The sequence below is a fragment of the Vibrio sp. CB1-5 genome (assembly GCF_059412285.1).
The window spans coordinates 1-18,750 of record NZ_JBJHPB010000016.1; the positions used below are offsets into that span (position 1 = coordinate 1).

Consider the following 18,750-nt stretch of genomic DNA (forward strand, 5'->3'; position numbering starts at 1 on the left):
TTCCAGATTTATCTATGCGTGTAAGATGCTTTTCCTACGCTAACCTGTCATAGTATGTAAGGGCTTTATGCCCGTATGGATACACACATTTTATGAAACGATTTATATTTTCAAGATTGCTGCAAATGCTGCTGGTACTTCTTCTGGCGTCGTTTGCTGCATACAACTTGATGGGATTAATGCCAGGCGATCCCATCGATCTCATGGTACAAAATAACCCCCATATCACCGCTGAAGACGTCGCAAGGCTCAAAGCAGAGCAAGGACTGGATAAACCGGTTTATGTTCGCTACTTCCATTGGCTTGGCGATGCCGTGCAAGGTGAACTTGGTTACTCGCGTATGTTCTCTCAGCCCGCTATCTCTGTGCTTTGGGAAGCGATGAAAAACACCCTCATTTTGGTTGGGTGCGGCACGCTTCTCTCTATACTGATTGCGCTACCCGTTGGAGTGCTGTGTGCCGTTAAGCAAAATCGCTTCACTGATTATCTGATTAGTGGCATCACCTATCTATTTCTGTCTACACCTGCGGCTTGGCTCGCGCTCATGTTGATCATGTTGTTTTCTGTGGTCTACCCCATCTTCCCCGCAGGAGGCACGGGAGAAGCCGATGGCGCTGAAGGTTTTGATAGGCTGCGCTATATGGTTCTGCCTATCCTCAGTCTCACCTTGCTGAGCATTGCCTCTATTTCGCGGTTTATGCGCTCAAGTATGCTGGAAGTGTTTCGTCAAGATTTTGTGCGAACAGCAAAAGCTAAAGGAGCCTCATCGACAAGAGTACTGTTCAAGCATTGCATCAAAAACGGCATGTTACCGATGATCACCGTGCTCGCAATGGATATTGCCGCTCTGATGAGTGGCGCCGTGCTAACCGAAACCATCTTTAGCTGGCCCGGCATAGGTAAACTCACTGTCGATGCGATTAACGGCAGCGACTACAACGTGGCTATGCTCTGTTTCATGGTCGCCACCACCGCCATTTTGGTGATGAACTTTATCGCTGACATTCTCTACTCCAAAGTGGATCCCCGCATTGATTTGACCAAAGGAAGTCCATCATGACCGCACTCGCAGCAAGAAGCCAAAATCCTTGGCTGCAAATCGTTCATCGCTTGTCTCGCCATAAGTTGGCGATGGCTTCTTTCCTGATCCTTTTGGTAATGACGCTACTGTGTTTTAACGCCGCTAGTATTGGTCAATGGCTGGGTGTGGATCCGTTCGAAGACAATCTCTTTAGCCGTTTCGAAGCCCCTAGTGACACGCATAAGCTTGGCACGGATGAACTTGGCCGCGATATTTTGGTTCGCCTACTTCTCGGCGGTCAAGTATCCCTCACATTTGCCTTTGTTGCCGCCATCGCAACCTCTGTGATTGGCACTGTGTTGGGCGTTATTGCTGGCTACCATGGCGGCCGCATCGATGCAATCATCATGCGCAGCGCTGACTTCATCATTAGCCTGCCAGGCATCATGTTGCTGATTTTGATCCAGAGTATCGATATGACCAAGCTAGGCTTTTCAGAAGAGTTAGTTCGTAGTGATAGCTTTAGTGTCTACCGTTTAGTGGTGGTGATTTCACTGTTAGGCTGGCCATTTGCCGCTCGTCTAGTGCGCTCGAACACTCTATCCGTAAAACACCGAGAATATGTACAAGCGGCTATCGGCTACGGCGCTAGCCATTGGTTTGTGATGAGGCAACACATCCTACCCAATGTCATCGCGCCAGTGATAACCGCCACCACACTTGGCATTGGCGGTGCGATCCTAACCGAGAGCGCACTGAGTTTCCTTGGCTTTGGCATCAATCCACCCACACCATCTTGGGGCAACATGCTACAAAACGCTCGCGAAGCCATGTGGCACTACCCAATGGCGGCAGTATACCCGGGTGTGATGGTGCTCATCACCGTGATTACGATTAACTTTTTGGGAGATGGTTTGCAGGAGGCGATTGATCCAAAAGCTTAATTTTAGTAAGCAGGGAAAATCATGATGTGCTTTCCCTGCTTACTATTAAAAAGTTGGTAATAAGTTGGCCTCACCTCCTTAAAAAAGGAGACCAACTGAAGCGGGTTACTTAGGATAGTTTTGTGAGGCACTAACGCATCTTTGCACCATTTCGCACTTTAAACCATATTCAAGATTGTCGTCATTCCCTTGAAAAAGGGAATCTCATTCAGCGCACCGTGAAGCAGGTTTACGTGACTTAGTCGAAGATTTTCTGTCACCTACTCGCGGCAGGAGATCCTCACCTTAGTTAGGATGACTGTAGTCCGCCATATACCACAATACTAGAAACCTTACTTAGCAGCCAACGCCACACCATCAAATTTTACGCCCTGCCAACCATACTTAATAAAGTTACGAATATTGGCATGATCAGTACCTTCAGGGTGTTTCAGCACATCTTCACGATAGTATTGGCCGAAGCACGCCAACGTCGACTGCACATCCAGCCCTTTGATTTGAGCGAAAGCGAAGATCTTGCAAGAGCCATTGTTTTGACCGGCTTGATTCTCCGTGTCACCGTTTACAAAGCTTACTGGCGTAAAGTCGAAGTGCTCGTCAATCGCGTGCATCGTTTGTTCAAACATCACTTCGTTTGGTTGTGAAGCCAGTAGTGCTAGAAATTGTTCCATTTTTTAATATCCCTTACTCATGTTCTGAGCTAGCACTATATCACTAGCGCGACAGAAAGTGAGGTGAGTAGAATAGAAATAATCTTGTGGAGAAAGCCACTTACACATAACTGACTAAACATTAGCCAGCAAGCTACATACCTATTACATTAATGACTTTGGATGTCCTTTAAATAGGTTAACAATGCCTTCTCAAAGTCTTTTTTAATAGGAGGTTTAGCGATAACCGTATTGACGCCGCTGTCTAAAAACTCTTGTCTATTTTCACTGATGACATCGGCGGTCCACCCGAAAATTAATACACTTTCGCCATATTTTCCTCGTATCTCTGATGCCGCACTCGGGCCATTCATTACAGGCATGTGATTATCCAATATGATCAAGTTGTATTTGGTAGGGTCAAACATTTCCAAGCATTCAGCGCATAGCCAGTCATCTCTTCAAACGCTCGGTTGACACACTCAATAGTGCTGTGTTTATCCGTAATCACCACAGCATCTTTAGCGGCTTTGACTACCGTTGCAAGGAGCTTACTCTCACGCTCTTGAAGAATAAGTTCGCTGTTTTTCTCCGCGAGCTCCTTTTGTGAAATTTCCAGTTGTTTATGAGGGTTGACCAGTACTTTGTTTCCGGCAAACAGAACAAGTAGAAAACTGACTCCCATGACAACCGCAGTCGCATTGTAAATATGCCCCATGAAACTATCTAATTGCAGCTCCAGTGATTCTGAGTGATATAATCTGAGACAGCTCCTTGGGTTAATGCGTACCAGCGCTCTTTGGGGTCAATCAATTAACCAAACGCACTAAAGTTTTTAAATTTCTTGATGTTAGCCACCCAACCCATCATTTAACGTCTATATTTCTGTTAAGCCCCTCTTCAATTCAAGGATGATGAACAGCAAAGCACGATTTGCCACCAAGGTGGCGCTGAGTTTGACTCTCGCTTATCTCATACCTTTTGCTATGGGATGGCCTCAAGCTTCCACAGCTGCGACTACCGTTATGCTGATTGCATCGACGGGGAGTCAGCGCGAGTCTTTTGAAAAAGGTAGCCTAAGGGTACTTGGAACCATTGTCGGTGCAATAATCGGGCTTATTCTAGTGGGTGCTTTCGCTCAAGACCGTTTTTTGTACATGTTTAGTGTGTCTATTGTGGTGTCGTTTATCTTTTACTTTCGGAACGCCTATCAAAGCGACCCTACTCTGCTCATGCTGACGGCGGTCATGACTCTCATGATGTCAAACGGCGGCGATGCTGAAGGTGCCTTTCTGTATGGTGTCGACCGTGCTTATATGACGGTATTAGGAGTAACGATTTACACCTTGGTTGGGGTCTATTTATTCCCTAGTAAAGCCGAGAAAAACCTCACTGCGCTGCTTCAAGAAACCTTAGACATACAACAAAAAACCTTCGCAGCAATTTCCGTATCTTTGCCGAGCATGGCTCCTTCGCCCTCGAGTGATGTTCAACCTAATGAAAAAAGAGACGAAACGGGTGAACGTAGTTCTGCCGAAGACGCGACACCATCCATCGATGAACTAGTCGAAAAACTGTTCACTGCACAAACCACGCTTGAGCAGCGCTTCAACGTCATCAAAAAGGAAAGTAGTGAAGTCGCAGCGTACATCCAGGAGTGGAAACTGGTTATCCACCACACCCAGAAAATTACTCAATTTCTTGCCACTGCGTCGAGTGCGCGATTCAACCATGCCAACACGAATGATTATTTGGCTGAGTTCCCTGAGTTTGTCGAGCAAGTTGAAACACTGCTCTTGCAAAGTCAGCAGTTTTTGGCCTCACCCACGAGTGGAGAGTCTTTTCGTTTTGAAGAGAAGAAACTACGAGCTGATGAGGCAAAGTTGGCAGCAAGCAGTCACCTTACCAGGGCGTCAGTGTTGACCTTGGGCTATCTAATGAACCGACTTTATGACAATGCAGGGAAGCTCGCTGAAACAGTTAGCTGTATTGACTCCATCACCAAAGTGGTGTCGTTTAAAGAGACGCTTCCTCCCATGCCGAGTGCCTTTTTATGGTGGGATGCAGAAAACTTTAAAACGTCGATTAAGGTCTTCGTCACTTACTGGGTCGCAGGCGGTTTATGGATTATGTTTAACCCGCCCGGTGGTTACAGCTTTGTGATTTTCTCTACCATATTTATGGCAGTCCTGTCTTTTATGCCGCTTCATCCCAAAGCGCTGGGGTTTCTATTCACCTTCGGTTTTTTATTCGCTATCCCCGCTTATGTGTTTATTTTGCCTGGGCTCGAGCTTGGAATAGAGCTCGCACTGTTCTTATTTATCTATACCTTTATTGGCTTCTACCTTTTTAAAGGCCCTATCACCATCTTCTTCATGTTAGGTATGTTTGTGCTTGGAATAGACAACACGATGACCTATCACTTTGGCATCATTCTTACCGTCATGACCTTATTTTACCTTGTGGTGCTCATGATAGTGTTTTCACACTACTTTCCCTTTTCTAGCAAAGCTGAGCATATATTTTTAACCGTTAGGCAGCGACTTTTCTTTCACTTACACCGTTTGCTGCTCGGCATGCAAAATATCAAACCAAGCTGGCTAACAAGGTTGCGCCTCGCATTGCACGTTAAAACCGCCAATGTCGCGTCTAAAAAGCTGGTACTTTGGGCGAGTAAGGTCGATGTGAGCTATTTCGATAACAATACCCAACAACACTTAGTTCACTACGCTAAACGCTGCGGAGTGTTAATGGGACATGTGAATAATCTCGTTGCTGCCCAAACAATTCTGAAAAATAACTCATTGATTACTAAGCTTAGAAAGACTCACATCGATACTATTTTGCCAAGCCTAGTCAAAGTACATGGTGTCGCGCAATCAAACAGTTGTGAATATTTCGAGCGGGCTGAGCAAGACTACACTCAAGCTGAACAAGCTCTAGAAAACTTTTTTGAGTCGCTCGACTTGGAAGAGATAGACAAGAATGACATTGCAGGCTTCTACTTATTTCTTCATTTGAAAAGAAATCTGTATAAAGCGCTGAAAAATGTTGAAGAGTCCAGTCAAGATATCGATTTAGAGAACCTCAAGATGCATCGATTTTAGGGACAAAATAATGATGAGCTATCGGCTATTCATAGCCTTTACCACGACGGTGTTGATGACTGCCTGTACCACACTTGGCCCTGAGTTTGAGCCGAGCAGCAAGGTTGTGCTTCCTCAGTCATGGAGTGACAGTGAAACCGAATCGAGCACACAATCAACGGCGAATTGGTGGCAACAATTTAACGACCCGACTCTCAATCAACTTGTAGAGAAAGCCGCTAAGCAAAACCTCGATGTAGAAGCTGCTGGACTTAGAATCTTACAAGCCAGAGCCGTGTTAGGTATTGCTGACGGCCTACGTTACCCTCAAGCACAAGCCATATCGGGTAACTTGGCTCGAGCCTATGTCAATGAAAGCTCCTTCAACAACGCTGCCATTAGTTTCGATGCTGGTTGGGAAATGGACGTTTGGGGCAAATATGCTCGCGGTATTGAAGCCGCGCAAGCCACTTACTACGCCTCAGTAGCCTCATATAACGACATATTAGTGACCATCACTTCAGAAGTGGCTCGCAATTACATCAACTATCGTTCATTCCAAGAGCGTATGTTGCTTTCGCAGCGAAACATCGAAATTCAAGAGCGTGTTGTCAACATCACTCGAGTACAATTTGAGTCCGGTAACGTCACCGAGCTCGACGTACAGCAGGCGAGAAACCAACTATTCACCACCAAAGCGGCACTACCCGCGCTTGAAATTGCCATGTTACAGGCACGCAACGCACTTGCTGTCTTGCTCGGTTTGCTGCCAGAGCAAGTCGACCCTTTACTTGAAGATGGGATGAATCAAAGACTCGCTGAATATGAACAACGTTTTCGTTCATCAGGCTCCAAGTCTTTGATATCAGAAGATGACGATGGTTCAATTGTGCCTGAGGCTCCGGCGCTTACCTCCAATATCGACGCCAGCTTAGTCATGAGACGTCCCGATCTGCAAGTCGCGGAACTTCAAGCTCATGCACAAAGTGCACAAATTGGCGTAGCAGAAACCGCGCTCTATCCTAGCTTTTCCTTGTTTGGCTCCATTGGTATCGACAGCTCAGTCCCCTCAGGTTCAAGCTTTAGCTTTAATGACTCACTGACTTTAGTGGCTGGTCCTGCCTTTAGCTGGAACATTTTTCAATACGGCCGAGTTAAAAATAACATCCGCCTCGAAGACGCGCGTTTTCAAGAGACAATGACCAACTACAACAAAAAGGTCCTACAAGCGGTGCAAGAAGTCACTAACGCAATGGAAGCCTACGAGCTCTATGTTGAGCAAAAAGCACTTCGGCTTCAATCGGTCAACGCGTCGGTGCGAGCATTCAATATCTCACTTACTCAGTATGAGAACGGCCAAATCTCGTTTGAACGTCTACTCAATTCGGTAGAGAAAATGACGCGTAGTGAAGATAGCTACGCTCAGATCAAAGGCAACGTAGCCAATCAGGTAGTCGCCCTTTACAAGTCTCTCGGTGGAGGCTGGCAAATTCAATCTGGGCAGAGCTTTGTGTCTCCAGATAACGTTGAGCAGATGCAACAAAGAACAGATTGGGATAACCAACTCAACGATGAAAATACCGAGCTTCCCGACCTGATGTTTAGAACAGCTTACAGCAAGGAGGAGCCATAGATGCCACACGAACTCGCTTGGGGCGATATCTACTTTTCACCGCTACTCCTCGTCGTATGTATGGCGATTGTGGCCACATGGATTACGGTGATCATTATGAACAAAACTAAGTTATCCCGATTTGTCGCATTCCCATCACTGACGTTTCTTGCCATTGTGGTGATGTACGTCGTGGCCTTCGACCACTTTGTGATTCGGTTTTAGGAGCCTCTCAAATGAAGAAATCCATTATTATCGTCCTGAATCTAGTCATTCTTGGTGGCGCGGCTTGGTTTGGGTATCAAAAGTACCAAGACTACTTCAACAACCCTTGGACGCGAGATGGTCAAGTGAGGGCGAACATAATTAAGGTCGCACCCCGTGTCTCTGGCCCCGTCGTTAATGTTTCTATTACAGACAACCAGAGAGTTCAAAAAGGCGATCTTCTTTTTGAAATTGACCCAGAGACTTACCAAGTTGCACTGGCTCAAGCGGAAGTAGCACTTGAGCAGTCCATTATCAGCTCTAAAGGCAAGAAAATCGAATATGACCGCCTCCTCGACATCCGAAAGAAAGACAAAGGAGCGGTATCACACAAAGACCTTATTCGACGTGAGATTTCCTACCAAGAGTCGCTTCTGAAAATCAAAGCATCAGAAGAAAAACTGAAATCCGCCAAGCTTAACCTAAGCTACACCCGTGTAATGGCATCTGTCGATGGTTTTGTCTCCAACCTAGATATTCGCACTGGTACACAAGCCGTGTCCAATCAACCCTTGTTAGCGTTGATTGATGAGAACAGCTTTTGGGTATTTGGTTTCTTTAGAGAAAACCAGCTACCGCAAATTAAACCCGGTAGCGACGCAAGGGTGACTTTGATGTCGCATCCAGACACACCACTGGAAGCAACGGTGGATTCCATTGGTTGGGGTATAGCACCAAAAGATGGCACCGTGGGCTACAACTTACTGCCGAATGTAAACCCTGTATTTCAATGGATTCGACTAGCGCAGCGTATTCCGGTGCGTATCTCGATAAAAGAACTCCCCGAAGGGGTTCACCTAAGATTTGGCCTATCGGCTTCGATTATGGTGATGGAAGACGCCGAATAGAGTGCCGCACCTCGGAAGCTAATATGGAAACGAAAACAGCAAAGGTGTAAGGATAGATAGGATGAAAGTAGGAAACCGCCTCAAAAACATCAATGAAGAAAACAACTTCTTCTATTTGACGCTCGCTTTAATCGCCCTTTTGGTTAGCGGCGCTTTAGCAGAAGTCGTTGGCAGTGGCGCGATAGAGCGCATCCTTCAAGTCACTATTATCATTACCTTTATCGTCTGTTTTGCGAGCCTTAGGTTCGACAAAAACTGGTCGAGGCTTCTCAAAACCCTCGCGCTATGTTGGATCGCCGTGATTATTTTCAAACTGATATTCGAACGACGTGAAATGGATATCGCCATGCTAGCACTTACGTTTTGCTTCTTTTTTGGCACATTCAAGTCAACAGCAAGGCAGGTTTTGTTTCATGGAGAAGTTAATACCAACAAAGTCATCGGCTCAGTCGCTTTATTCCTCCTACTAGGCTTAATGTGGGCTATCGTTTACTTGGTTGTCATTGAATATTCACCTAATGCATTTACCGGTATGGAGGCGATATCTTGGGGAGAGAATTTCTCCAATGCCGCCTATTTTAGTTTCGTTACCTTAACAACGCTGGGCTACGGCGACATCAGTCCAGTGACGCCACTGGCTCAAGTGGTGGTGTATTTAGAGGCAATTGTGGGTGTATTTTATATGGCCATCGTCGTGTCGAGTTTAGTCAGTGCAAATTTGCAACACAGGGAAAAACAAAATGGATAGACAAACCGAACAACGTCAAAGCAAGCTCTTTGTCAACAATATGGTGGAGTCGGCTATTCGAATCGGCTTACTCGTTCTTTTACTTAGTTTCACTTACGACATTATTAAGCCATTCATTATCCCAGTGTTGTGGGGTGCAATCATTGCAGTGGCCCTATTGCCCGTCACCAAAAAGCTCGAACGTTCGCTTGGTGGTAAACGAGGTTTGGCTTCTATGTTGGTAGCGTTACTTGGTATTTCTATCCTAGTCATACCATTTGTACTGGTATCCGGCTCCATTTATGACGGTGTCACCCATACTACAGAAGTGTTGCAAAGCGGTGAGATTAAGATCCCAGGCCCGACTGACAAAGTCGCCCAAATCCCTATAGTCGGCGACAAGCTATACAGTATCTGGAATCTGTTCGCGACCAATATTGAAAAAGGCATTCAGCAGTTCTTGCCTGAAATCAAAGGCTTCTTAGGCACTATCGCTTCTATCCTTGGTGGCGCACTGACAAGCCTGATTATGTTCATCATCTCGCTCGCCATCGCAGGTGGTTTTATGGCTCATTCAGAGAAAATCTCTGGAGCATTAGAAACCGTTGCGGTACGCGCGGTTGGTAAGAAAGCCGAACAATGGGCAAATTTGATGGCAGCGACCATCCGTAGTGTACTGCTCGGCGTGGTCGGTGTTGCCTTTATTCAAGCCGCTATTATTGGGGCAGCAATGTTTGTATTCAAAGTCCCTGCGGCTGGCTTGCTCACTCTTGCAACGTTAATTCTCTGCATAGCCCAGCTACCGGCGCTGTTGATTGTGGCACCAGTAATTTTCTACGTTTATTCAACCGGTGATGGCACCAGCACCACACTATTTACGGTCTGGGCGTTAGCTGGCGGCCTTTCAGATAACTTCCTTAAACCTATGTTGATGGGACGTGGTGTCGACGTTCCAATGCCAATTATCCTCATCGGTGCGATTGGCGGTATGCTCTTCGCTGGGATCATTGGCCTGTTCTTGGGAGCGATCGTTTTAGCAATCTGGTACGAACTGTTCTTGTTCTGGATAAATTACGAAACGCAAAGCGAACTCAGTGACGACTCCGAAACCGTACAAGGTGTCGATGATTATAAAATCTAAACATCTAGGTTAGTGTTTTCTGTTTTGTTTAAAGAGCGGGAGTTATCCCGCTTTTTCATTTCCACGCCAGAAACTATGCCCCCAACAATAGATCCCACGCCCAAGATTAAAAAAAATTTATCCTTAATTTAGCCAACTCGAAATACTAAACGGATAGCGCTCACAATGATTTAGTGACGATGAACTGCTTGAGTACAACCAAAACTACATTCACCTAGATACTTAGTCAGATTCACTAAATCTGGCTGAATGTGGCGTGATTATTGATAATGCTCAGGTTCTCACAGACTGTCCCGTCCTGGAATGTGTTTACAAAGATCCTATTCGCAAGCGACTGTTGGCTGACTAACACCAAACACCATCCACCCCTCTGAACGAGCGATTGTTAAAAGTGTTCGATACAGTGCTGCTTAGCAGCGATGGCATGGATCGGCACGACTATGTTTCTCGAAACTTCAAAGCCGACAGCGTGTCATCGCTTAAATTGATAATCACCAAAATAGACATCGGCATGCTCTACAGACCACAGCGGCTGCTTTGCCATGACTTTAGAGAAATATGGGCTATTTAGGTAACAATTCAGCCAGTTACGAACCTTGGGGTAAGGCGCTTCACGAAACCACTGTTTGTCGATACGAGCGAACTTTCGAATAAATGGCAGTAAGGCAATATCAACGAGGCTTTCGCGCTCTCCAAACAGAAACGAGTGCTCTGAAAGACGAAGTTCAAGCTTTGCCAGCTCATGCTCACATTCTTGGCGCAGAGGGATCATTGAATCTTCATGATAGCGTTTAGCACATCCAAACGCGTTGAGTGCAGGGTCAAAATCTCGTTCAAATTCCTCAATCAATGTCAGCATAAGAGGCAGTTGATGGTGACTATCCTTTGCTAATAATCCATGAGGATCATTTTTTGATAACGCCCAAACCATGATATCCAGACTTTGTTCCAGAACCCGAGTCTCTTCAGCCAGCAGCGGTTGCAGGGCTTCTGAAAGCACAAGTACTGGTACAGTGGCCTTTGATGAAGCTTGGAGCAGTTCGGCGGGCTTATTGTCTAGTTTGATTGAGCGAATACGCACTCGTTGCTCAGCTTTTAGCAGCGCCATCCGAGCACGTATTGCATAGGGGCAGTTATGCAGAGAGTAAAGAATGGGCGTGGGTTCCACGGTTAATATCCTCTGAAATTTTGTGACTTATCATCCACTATCTCGCCACTAGAATTACTCTTCAGGCTTGTTGTCTTCTCTATCCACATAGGGCCAGTAGTGGTGCCCCACTCGAATAACTAATGTCGCGGCCGCCAAAACAAATGCCGCTACAGATAACCAAACGACTATGGTTGCATCCATTTCTTTCATCCCAAGCGTGATATAGCGAGCAATGGCCATCATGGCGATATAGATGGGGTATCGAACTGGGATTTTTCCGTTCACGACGAACTGCTGCACCATTGCGAGTACTTCAAGATAAATAAACATCAGCAGGATATCAGTGAGCAGCACTCGGCGCTCAGTAAAAACGTGCATGAACTCTTCAACCATGGCGTAAATGGTCGCAAGCGTTATCGCCACCAGCAGCACAGCTTCAAGCACATAGAATATCTTTAAAAACGGCTTACTAAACGATTTAGGTAAATGTGAAGGCATAAACTTTCTAAGTTATTGTTAGTTATAATGTTACTCTAGCACATTTTTGTTGCGACAAAGAATACGCATCAACATGCAGTCACCCTTTATTGGTTTTTATGACACCCAAAGGGCCAAAGAATGGGTTGCGAGGCCTTTTTGTCCGCAATGACTTTTAGGCTAGCTTTACAGCGCTCACCTTTTGGCGCATCAAAGAAGGGCACCAGTCCACCGATTTCAGGTAGCGTCAAGCCAATCTGGTTACAGAGAGTAATAAACGTCATTCTTTGGTGAGCATCTTTGTCAAATACCCGATAGCGCCCCTCCCTAGCTAACATTGGTAATAGCCCGATTGATTCGTAGTGGCGTATCGTTCGTTCAGTAACCTTATATTGCTTTGCAAACGTACCTATCCTCATAGCCAAACCTCTATCATTTTCAGTGGCTGTTACTATTATATTTGACGTCTCTTTCGACACTAAATAGACCAACAAAGTGCGACGTATCTATCATTAATCATGAAAATAGCTTGGAAGGGTCGAATAACGCCAATTATCTACTAACTTGTTTTCACATCATTCGCGTTAGGATCGAAAACCATGAGTGAAAACCAAAGACGTCACTATCGACTGAGCTATCCAACCAAAGAGCGACCGACACTGCATTTAGCCAATCACAGTTACGAGGTATTACAGATTGCAGAAAGTAGCATTGTTATTTCAACAGAGCAGAGCTCGCTGAACGCGGAATACATATTCCAAGCGGAAATTGCATTTAATGACGGGACAAGTGACAGTGTCGCGGGTGCAGTACTTAAGAATGATACGCAGCAAGCGATCATCACACTCACGGAAACGCTATCTTTTAAACGTTTAATGTCAGAGCAGCGCCGGATTCGAATTAATTATCCAGCGTTTGATTTTATTAACTGATGTTTACCTTTAATCGTGAAAAAGCAGTATCGCTGCAAACATCCTAACGCGTATTGATACTGCTGGTGAGTGTCTTGTATTTGCAAGCGTTCTAACTCAATCCCGCAAACACCACTTCTTAATGACCTTTATTTACTCACTACCAAGGTCACTAAAAAGCAAACACAGGCTATCACTAATAGAGTGATTTCTTTTCTGTGCATAAACGCTCCTTTATTTCACGATTAAAAAACCAATAACTCGCACCTGCCTATCTTCTATAAGCAAATACGTCGCAGCTTATTTATCCTTTCGCCACATCTTGTAGCCATTCCAGTACATGCTTTTACTGAGTAGGTGTGCAGCGACGGGTGCTGTCAGTAGGATGAACAACATGGTGCCGAGCACTCGCGATACCACCGTCACGTCTGGTATGCCAACTGCCACCGCCGCCAACAATGCAGTCAGCCCCATAGTGTTGGCCTTTGTCGAGGCGTGCATTCGGGTGTATAGATCAGGCATACGCAGTACACCAATGCTCGCTACCAGTACAAAAAAAGTGCCTAAACAGAGTAAAAGCCCAGTTATAAACATCATGACTCACCTCCATGCTCAAGATTGTTCTTATTTTCAGCATCATTTTGCTGCTGGTTTTGCTTTGCAATAAAGCCAGCAAACGCGATAGTGCCTAAAAACGCCACCAGACCGAGCGTAATGGCCACGTCAAGTAGCGACTTTTGGCCACTCGCTAGCGTGTGCACGGCAATAAAACCAACAGTAATAAAGGCAATAAGGTCGAGCGCAACCACTCGGTCTGCGAGCGTCGGCCCCTTAATCAATCGAATAAACACCAACACCAAACTAAACAGCATGCCTACATAGGCAAAATTGATACTAAATGACAGCCAACTATCCACGCGTCACCTCCAAAATTCGTTTTTCCATCCCATTCTTGATTGAGCGAATCACATCATCGTGATTCGGCGCGAACATGGCATGAACCACTAAGTGGTTTTTGTCTTCTGTTACGTCCAAGCTCAAGCTGCCCGGAGTCAGAGACACCATGTTTGCCAGCAAGGTGATCTCTAGATCTGAGGTAACATCCAACGGCACATAAATAATGTCTGGATCACTTAAATGGGTTGGCGTGACAACGTCCCACACCACGTGAGCAGCGGACACCAACATCTCGTAGCAGAAATAGAGAAATAGCTTTATCGAAGCACTGAACCTTCTGAAATAGCTCGACTTCACCCCAAAAGGCTGACTCAACCTAAGGGCGAAGTAGCCAACCACAAAACCGGTGACAAAACTCAAGCCCGTATACTCACCATTGAGTAGCATCCATGCACCACCCAAGAAGACATTTAGGAAGAAATAGTTCATACGCCACCTCCTAAAACGGCATTGATATAAGCGCTAGGGTCAAGAAGCTGCTCTGCTGCGGTAAAGGCAAACTGGAAGAACGGCTCAGCTGCAAAACCAATAACCAATGTCATTGACGTCAACACAACGATTGGCGCGTAATAAAGCGCTTTAGTTTTGCTGCACATTTTTTCTACATGCCTATCACCTTCTTGCTTAGACGGTTTGGCCTTCCAAAACACCTCGCTCCAAATCTTGGTCATTGAGAAGATGGTAAGCAAACCAACAAACAAAGCGACTCCCGCTAGCATGTAGTACTCGTGTTGCAGGCTGTCTTTGATGACCAAAAACTTACCCCAAAATCCTGATAACGGTGGGAAACCAGCCAGTGAAAACGCAGGAACCAAGAACAAGAACGCAAGCCAAGGTGCTGCTTTATACATGCCACCTAACTCGCTGAGCTCACTGGTTTGATGCTTGCGCTCCACCAGCCCGCCAATGAGAAATAGATTCGCTTTAACGATAATGTGGTGCACGATATAGAAAATAGCGCCCGCCAAAGCAAGCGGTGTATACAGGGCTAGTCCCATCACCATGTAGCCAATTTGGCTGATGATGTGGAAAGAGAGGATTTTCTTTACATTGTATTGGCTCGCAGCGCCCAGCACGCCGGTCAGCATCGTCAGTGCAGCCACCCAAATCATCAAAGGCTGCCAACCGCTGTCGGCCAAAGGGAATACCAAGGTAAACACTCGCATTAGCGCGTAGATACCCACCTTGGTCAGTAGCGCTGCGAACAAAGCAACAACTCCGCTTGGTAAGGTGTGGTAAGACGCCGGTAGCCATGCAAACAATGGAAATAACGCCGATTTAACCGCAAAGCCGAACAAAAACAGCGCCGCAAGCAATACCTTGGTTTGCGGTGCGATGTCTGCGGCTTTACTGTGCAAATCGGCCAAACTCAGCGTACCGGTTGCGCCATATAACAAACCAATCGCCAGTAAGAACATCAGCGTTGAGATAAAGTTCAGCATGACATACTTCACTGCGCCATCAACTTGCTTACGATTTGCATCCAGCACCATAAGCCCGAATGAAGCGATCAGCATGACTTCAAACCATACGTAAAGGTTGAAGATGTCACCGGTCAAGAATGCGCCGTACACGCCCGTTAGGAGGACATGAATCAGCGAATGAAATACGCCATAAGACGGTTTCTGTTTTAGATCCGCCATGGCATAAAACACACTCACTACGCCAATAATTGCGGTAATGACCACCATCGCCGCCGCTAAAAAGTCGGCAACGAACACGATACCAAACGGCGCTGCCCACTGGCCGAATGCGACTGCTTGGGGGCCATTGTCTAAAACGCCGTTTAACAAGAACACACTGCCTAATAAGGTAAACAGCGCACTCGTGCCACTCACTGCTTCAGCAAGCTTATGGTTATGTCTGGCAAAGAACACCAACACAGCGGTCAAGACAGACATGATGACAGGCAAGGTTAACCACATTGACATTACGCCTGCTCCTCTGAGTATTTCATTTCATCAATATCCGCTGACTGCGTTTCTTCATAAGCGCGGTAGAACAGCACCAAAGCAAACACTAAAAGTCCAAAGCCAATCACGATAGCCGTTAGGATGAGCGCTTGTGGTAACGGGTTCGCGGCATCCATATGAGGCAGGACAGAATCTGCATCAATGAGCGGCGGATTTCCTGGCGTTAATCGACCTGCATTAAAGATGGCAAGATTGACTGCGCTACTCAGCAAAGTCAGACCAAATAGAACTCTGAGCAGGTGTCTTTCCAGCATCAAATAAATTCCAGATGCGACAAACACACCAACAACAACACTCCACAACATTTCCATCAGTCCATCTCCTCCGTTACATGGAGGATCATTCCCATCACCCCACCAATGACACCTAGATAAATACCAATATCGAAAATTAATGGCGTACCCAGAGGCAATACATCTTTCCACCAAAGACCCGTTAGGAATGGCAGATTAAACACTAAGCTCACAGCACCCGCGGCAAAACTAATAAAGACACCGAGCATAGCGATACTAAACGGCGCGTAATGCAGCCTTTCGCGTACATACTGTGGAGACTCGGCAAACATGAGCAATGACAAACCAATAACAGCGATCAACGCACCGATGAAGCCACCGCCCGGCGAGTTGTGACCGCGCATGAGTAGGTAAAGTGAGAACACCAACATGAGGGCGGCAACGATGTGCGACGCCGTTCCCAAGATAAGTGACTTCACCTTGGTCGATGGCACGCTACTAGGTTTAAGCAGACTCACAGCACACAGACCAGCCAGCGCAACGACCAGCACCTCACCAAAGGTATCGAAGGCGCGGAAATCGACCAGAATAACGTTAACGATGTTGCGGCCGTGACCGCCCGGCACACTCTGCTCATTAAAGAACTGAGAGACCGACAGATCGATAGGATCAGCGGTAATAGAAATCAGCATCATAGTGACGGCAACGCCGATAGAGCCTGCAACCAAAGCGTGCAGTGCACGGCGACCTTTGGAATGCTGCTTCACTGTCGATAACTTTGGTACATGACGCATTAGCAGTACTAAGAAGACCACCATTAAGGTTTCAACCAATAGTTGAGTCTTAGCGACATCGGGCGCGCTATAAATCATGAACACCAAAGTCGTCATAAAGCCAATCATGCCCAGAGCCGCGACCGCTAAGAATTTTGTTCTGGAAATAATCACCACGAAGGACGACGCGATGAGCAGAGCAGCGATAACAACTTCGTAAAGCTTGATACCCTCCAGTCGACCTGCAAAGTGACTAAACGACATTGGAGTATGGGTGACGAGCAGCACCGCCAAGGTTCCAAATGAAAGCAGTCCATAGACACTCATTCGTTTTGTCTGAAGCACATTCGTTTGCCACTTCGCAAAGCTCACCAGAGCGTGCAGAAGATTATCGAAAATACGATTTGCACACGGCAATTTTGATAGCTGACGATCAAGCAATGTTGTCAGCGCCGGATACACTTTGTAAAGAAGCACACCAAGTGCCAAAGTCACAACACTCAAGATGAGCGGAGTGTTGATTCCATGCCACATTTTCACAGGCTCTGGCGTCGACACCGGCGCTATCGTGGTCACACCAGGAATAATGACTTGCTCATTAAGCCACCCTAAGCCTATAACTGTCGCCAATATGCTAATGATGGCGAGCATAAATGGTGGCACCCACAACCCTTTGTTAAGTTCAACCGGCTTAACCTGTGTCGGTTCACCTTGATGACGCGTAGTAAATGGTTTGATTGACAGCGCCATAACCAGCGTAACAGTAAGCGCATTCACCAGCACCATCAGAGCAACAGCCCAACTGCTGACTTCTAATCCTGCTTTGTACATGTACTCCTTGCCCAAAAAGCCAGGCAAAGGCGGCACACCAGAAGTCGACAACACAGCAATAACTGCGGCGACAAAGCTGATTTTCAGCACAGAACGTAGGCCACGAAGCTGACTGATTTCACGTGTACCCGCTGCTTTATCAACGTTGCCGACCACCATAAACAGACCTGCTTTATACAGAGCATGGGCAACAATCAGCATGAGCGCAGACTTAAGCGCCAAGTCACTTCCAATACCAAGCAAGAAGGTCAACTTTCCAAGTATCACTGTCGTGCTGTATGCCAGCATGAGTTTCAAATCTGTTTGCTTTAGCGCCATCAGCGCACACCACAAGGCAGTAAAACCGCCAAGTATCGTCAGGGTATAGAACCAAACCTCTGAATGAGAATAGATAGGCGATACCACGGCCAACAGGTAGATACCCGCTTTGACCATAGTGGCAGAGTGCAGATAAGCACTTACTGGCGTTGGAGCAGCCATCGCGTTAGGGAGCCAGAAATGAAATGGGAACTGAGCCGACTTGGTCAGCGCGCCCAACAGAATAAGAACCAAAGAAGGTAAAAACAGGGCGTGATTTGAAATCTCGGTCGCTTTCGCCAAAATACTGGTCAACTCATAGCTTCCCGCCATAGTGCCTAGCATTATGAGACCAGCAAGTAGTGCTAGACCACCAGCGCCCGTAACTAGTAGTGATTGCAGCGCATTCTTTCGAGACTTAATCGCTTCGTGGTTAAAGCCGATGAGCAGATACGAGGTAACCGTTGTCAGTTCCCAAAATACAAACAGCAGCAACACATTATCACTGAGAACTACACCAAGCATAGCTACCATAAACGCTGTTAGGTAGCAGTGAAATACGAACCTCTGTTTGTGCTCTTTAAGATAGGCAAGTGCATATACCTGCACCATAGCTCCGATCCCGCTGATCAAGCAGGCAAATAGAAACGATAGTCCATCCAATCGGAAACTTAGCGCTAAGCCTAGGCTTGGAACCCAAGGTAAACTCCAACTGATGCCCTCTGGGTTATACAACGACACGACCGCCGTTAAGATCAGAAACGGGAACAACGCAAAAAGGCCAAACAGTGGAGAAGACGAACTCCGTCCCCTGCCGCTGATCTGGCTTTGTATCCCGCTATTTATTACGGCTC

At 46.4% G+C, this 18,750-nt stretch carries 21 protein-coding genes; 9 read left to right on the forward strand and 12 right to left on the reverse strand.

The window, feature by feature from the left end; translation table 11 throughout:
- The first annotated feature begins 92 nt into the window (after positions 1-92).
- Complete coding sequence (locus ACJB0T_RS12550) at positions 93-1,061, forward strand: ABC transporter permease (protein ID WP_479289701.1); 969 nt, start codon at positions 93-95, stop codon at positions 1,059-1,061.
- On the forward strand, positions 1,058-1,966 hold the full coding sequence (locus ACJB0T_RS12555; protein WP_479289699.1) for an ABC transporter permease: 909 nt from the start codon (positions 1,058-1,060) through the stop codon (positions 1,964-1,966). The genes ACJB0T_RS12550 and ACJB0T_RS12555 overlap by 4 nt, the downstream gene beginning before the upstream one ends.
- 332 nt (positions 1,967-2,298) lie before the next feature.
- Here the strand turns inward: ACJB0T_RS12555 and ACJB0T_RS12560 are convergent, their stop codons facing one another.
- The 3 genes from ACJB0T_RS12560 to ACJB0T_RS12570 form a co-directional block, all read right to left on the reverse strand.
- Complete coding sequence (locus ACJB0T_RS12560) at positions 2,299-2,637, reverse strand: HopJ type III effector protein (protein ID WP_479289697.1); 339 nt, start codon at positions 2,635-2,637, stop codon at positions 2,299-2,301.
- Positions 2,638-2,786: 149 nt separating this feature from the next.
- Positions 2,787-2,999, reverse strand: a complete 213-nt coding sequence (locus ACJB0T_RS12565; protein WP_479289696.1) for a response regulator — start codon at positions 2,997-2,999, stop codon at positions 2,787-2,789.
- 17 nt (positions 3,000-3,016) lie between these two features.
- A complete protein-coding gene (locus ACJB0T_RS12570; RefSeq protein WP_479289694.1) occupies positions 3,017-3,334 on the reverse strand; it encodes a PAS domain S-box protein in 318 nt (105 codons plus the stop codon).
- 196 nt (positions 3,335-3,530) lie between these two features.
- On the opposite strand from ACJB0T_RS12570, the gene ACJB0T_RS12575 reads away from it, so the two are divergent.
- The 6 genes from ACJB0T_RS12575 to ACJB0T_RS12600 all read left to right on the forward strand — a co-directional run bounded on the left by ACJB0T_RS12575 (position 3,531) and on the right by ACJB0T_RS12600 (position 10,294).
- Positions 3,531-5,723, forward strand: a complete 2,193-nt coding sequence (locus ACJB0T_RS12575; RefSeq protein WP_479289692.1) for an FUSC family protein — start codon at positions 3,531-3,533, stop codon at positions 5,721-5,723.
- A gap of 10 nt (positions 5,724-5,733) precedes the next feature.
- Positions 5,734-7,335, forward strand: a complete 1,602-nt coding sequence (locus tag ACJB0T_RS12580; protein ID WP_479289690.1) for a TolC family protein — start codon at positions 5,734-5,736, stop codon at positions 7,333-7,335.
- The gene (locus tag ACJB0T_RS12585; protein ID WP_042498270.1) at positions 7,336-7,539 is read left to right on the forward strand and encodes a DUF1656 domain-containing protein; all 204 of its coding nucleotides are present in this window, start codon (positions 7,336-7,338) and stop codon (positions 7,537-7,539) included.
- An 11-nt stretch (positions 7,540-7,550) separates the two neighbouring features.
- Positions 7,551-8,426 (forward strand): HlyD family secretion protein, encoded by an 876-nt coding sequence (locus ACJB0T_RS12590; RefSeq protein ID WP_479289688.1) that lies wholly within the window; start codon positions 7,551-7,553, stop codon positions 8,424-8,426.
- A 61-nt stretch (positions 8,427-8,487) separates the two neighbouring features.
- Positions 8,488-9,174: a potassium channel family protein gene (locus ACJB0T_RS12595; RefSeq protein WP_479289686.1), complete on the forward strand. Its 687-nt coding sequence runs from the start codon at positions 8,488-8,490 to the stop codon at positions 9,172-9,174.
- Positions 9,167-10,294: an AI-2E family transporter gene (locus ACJB0T_RS12600; RefSeq protein ID WP_479289685.1), complete on the forward strand. Its 1,128-nt coding sequence runs from the start codon at positions 9,167-9,169 to the stop codon at positions 10,292-10,294. Before ACJB0T_RS12595 ends, ACJB0T_RS12600 begins: the two co-directional genes overlap by 8 nt.
- Before the next feature lie 472 nt (positions 10,295-10,766).
- On the opposite strand, the gene ACJB0T_RS12605 is transcribed toward ACJB0T_RS12600, so the two are convergent.
- The 3 genes from ACJB0T_RS12605 to ACJB0T_RS12615 form a co-directional block, all read right to left on the reverse strand.
- On the reverse strand, positions 10,767-11,462 hold the full coding sequence (locus ACJB0T_RS12605; RefSeq protein ID WP_479289683.1) for a glutathione S-transferase: 696 nt from the start codon (positions 11,460-11,462) through the stop codon (positions 10,767-10,769).
- Positions 11,463-11,516: 54 nt separating this feature from the next.
- Positions 11,517-11,942, reverse strand: coding sequence for a phosphate-starvation-inducible protein PsiE (locus ACJB0T_RS12610; protein WP_479289681.1), 426 nt, complete (start codon positions 11,940-11,942; stop codon positions 11,517-11,519).
- 86 nt (positions 11,943-12,028) lie between these two features.
- Complete coding sequence (locus tag ACJB0T_RS12615; protein WP_479292226.1) at positions 12,029-12,340, reverse strand: MerR family transcriptional regulator; 312 nt, start codon at positions 12,338-12,340, stop codon at positions 12,029-12,031.
- A gap of 180 nt (positions 12,341-12,520) precedes the next feature.
- On the opposite strand from ACJB0T_RS12615, the gene ACJB0T_RS12620 reads away from it, so the two are divergent.
- Entirely contained in the window at positions 12,521-12,853 is a 333-nt protein-coding gene (locus ACJB0T_RS12620) for a hypothetical protein (protein ID WP_479289679.1), read from the forward strand.
- A gap of 279 nt (positions 12,854-13,132) precedes the next feature.
- Here ACJB0T_RS12620 and mnhG read toward each other — a convergent pair whose 3' ends face one another.
- Genes mnhG through mbhE form a run of 6 tightly spaced genes read right to left on the reverse strand, consistent with a single transcriptional unit; the run spans position 13,133 to position 18,730 of the window.
- Positions 13,133-13,429 (reverse strand): monovalent cation/H(+) antiporter subunit G, encoded by a 297-nt coding sequence (gene mnhG / locus ACJB0T_RS12625; protein ID WP_479289678.1) that lies wholly within the window; start codon positions 13,427-13,429, stop codon positions 13,133-13,135.
- Complete coding sequence (locus ACJB0T_RS12630; protein WP_479289676.1) at positions 13,426-13,749, reverse strand: cation:proton antiporter; 324 nt, start codon at positions 13,747-13,749, stop codon at positions 13,426-13,428. The genes mnhG and ACJB0T_RS12630 overlap by 4 nt, the downstream gene beginning before the upstream one ends.
- On the reverse strand, positions 13,742-14,218 hold the full coding sequence (locus ACJB0T_RS12635) for a Na+/H+ antiporter subunit E (protein WP_479289674.1): 477 nt from the start codon (positions 14,216-14,218) through the stop codon (positions 13,742-13,744). Before ACJB0T_RS12635 ends, ACJB0T_RS12630 begins: the two co-directional genes overlap by 8 nt.
- Complete coding sequence (locus ACJB0T_RS12640) at positions 14,215-15,720, reverse strand: proton-conducting transporter transmembrane domain-containing protein (RefSeq protein ID WP_479289672.1); 1,506 nt, start codon at positions 15,718-15,720, stop codon at positions 14,215-14,217. Before ACJB0T_RS12640 ends, ACJB0T_RS12635 begins: the two co-directional genes overlap by 4 nt.
- Positions 15,720-16,073, reverse strand: a complete 354-nt coding sequence (locus ACJB0T_RS12645; RefSeq protein WP_479289670.1) for a Na+/H+ antiporter subunit C — start codon at positions 16,071-16,073, stop codon at positions 15,720-15,722. Before ACJB0T_RS12645 ends, ACJB0T_RS12640 begins: the two co-directional genes overlap by 1 nt.
- On the reverse strand, positions 16,073-18,730 hold the full coding sequence (mbhE, locus tag ACJB0T_RS12650) for a hydrogen gas-evolving membrane-bound hydrogenase subunit E (protein WP_479292225.1): 2,658 nt from the start codon (positions 18,728-18,730) through the stop codon (positions 16,073-16,075). Before mbhE ends, ACJB0T_RS12645 begins: the two co-directional genes overlap by 1 nt.
- Positions 18,731-18,750 lie beyond the last annotated feature (20 nt).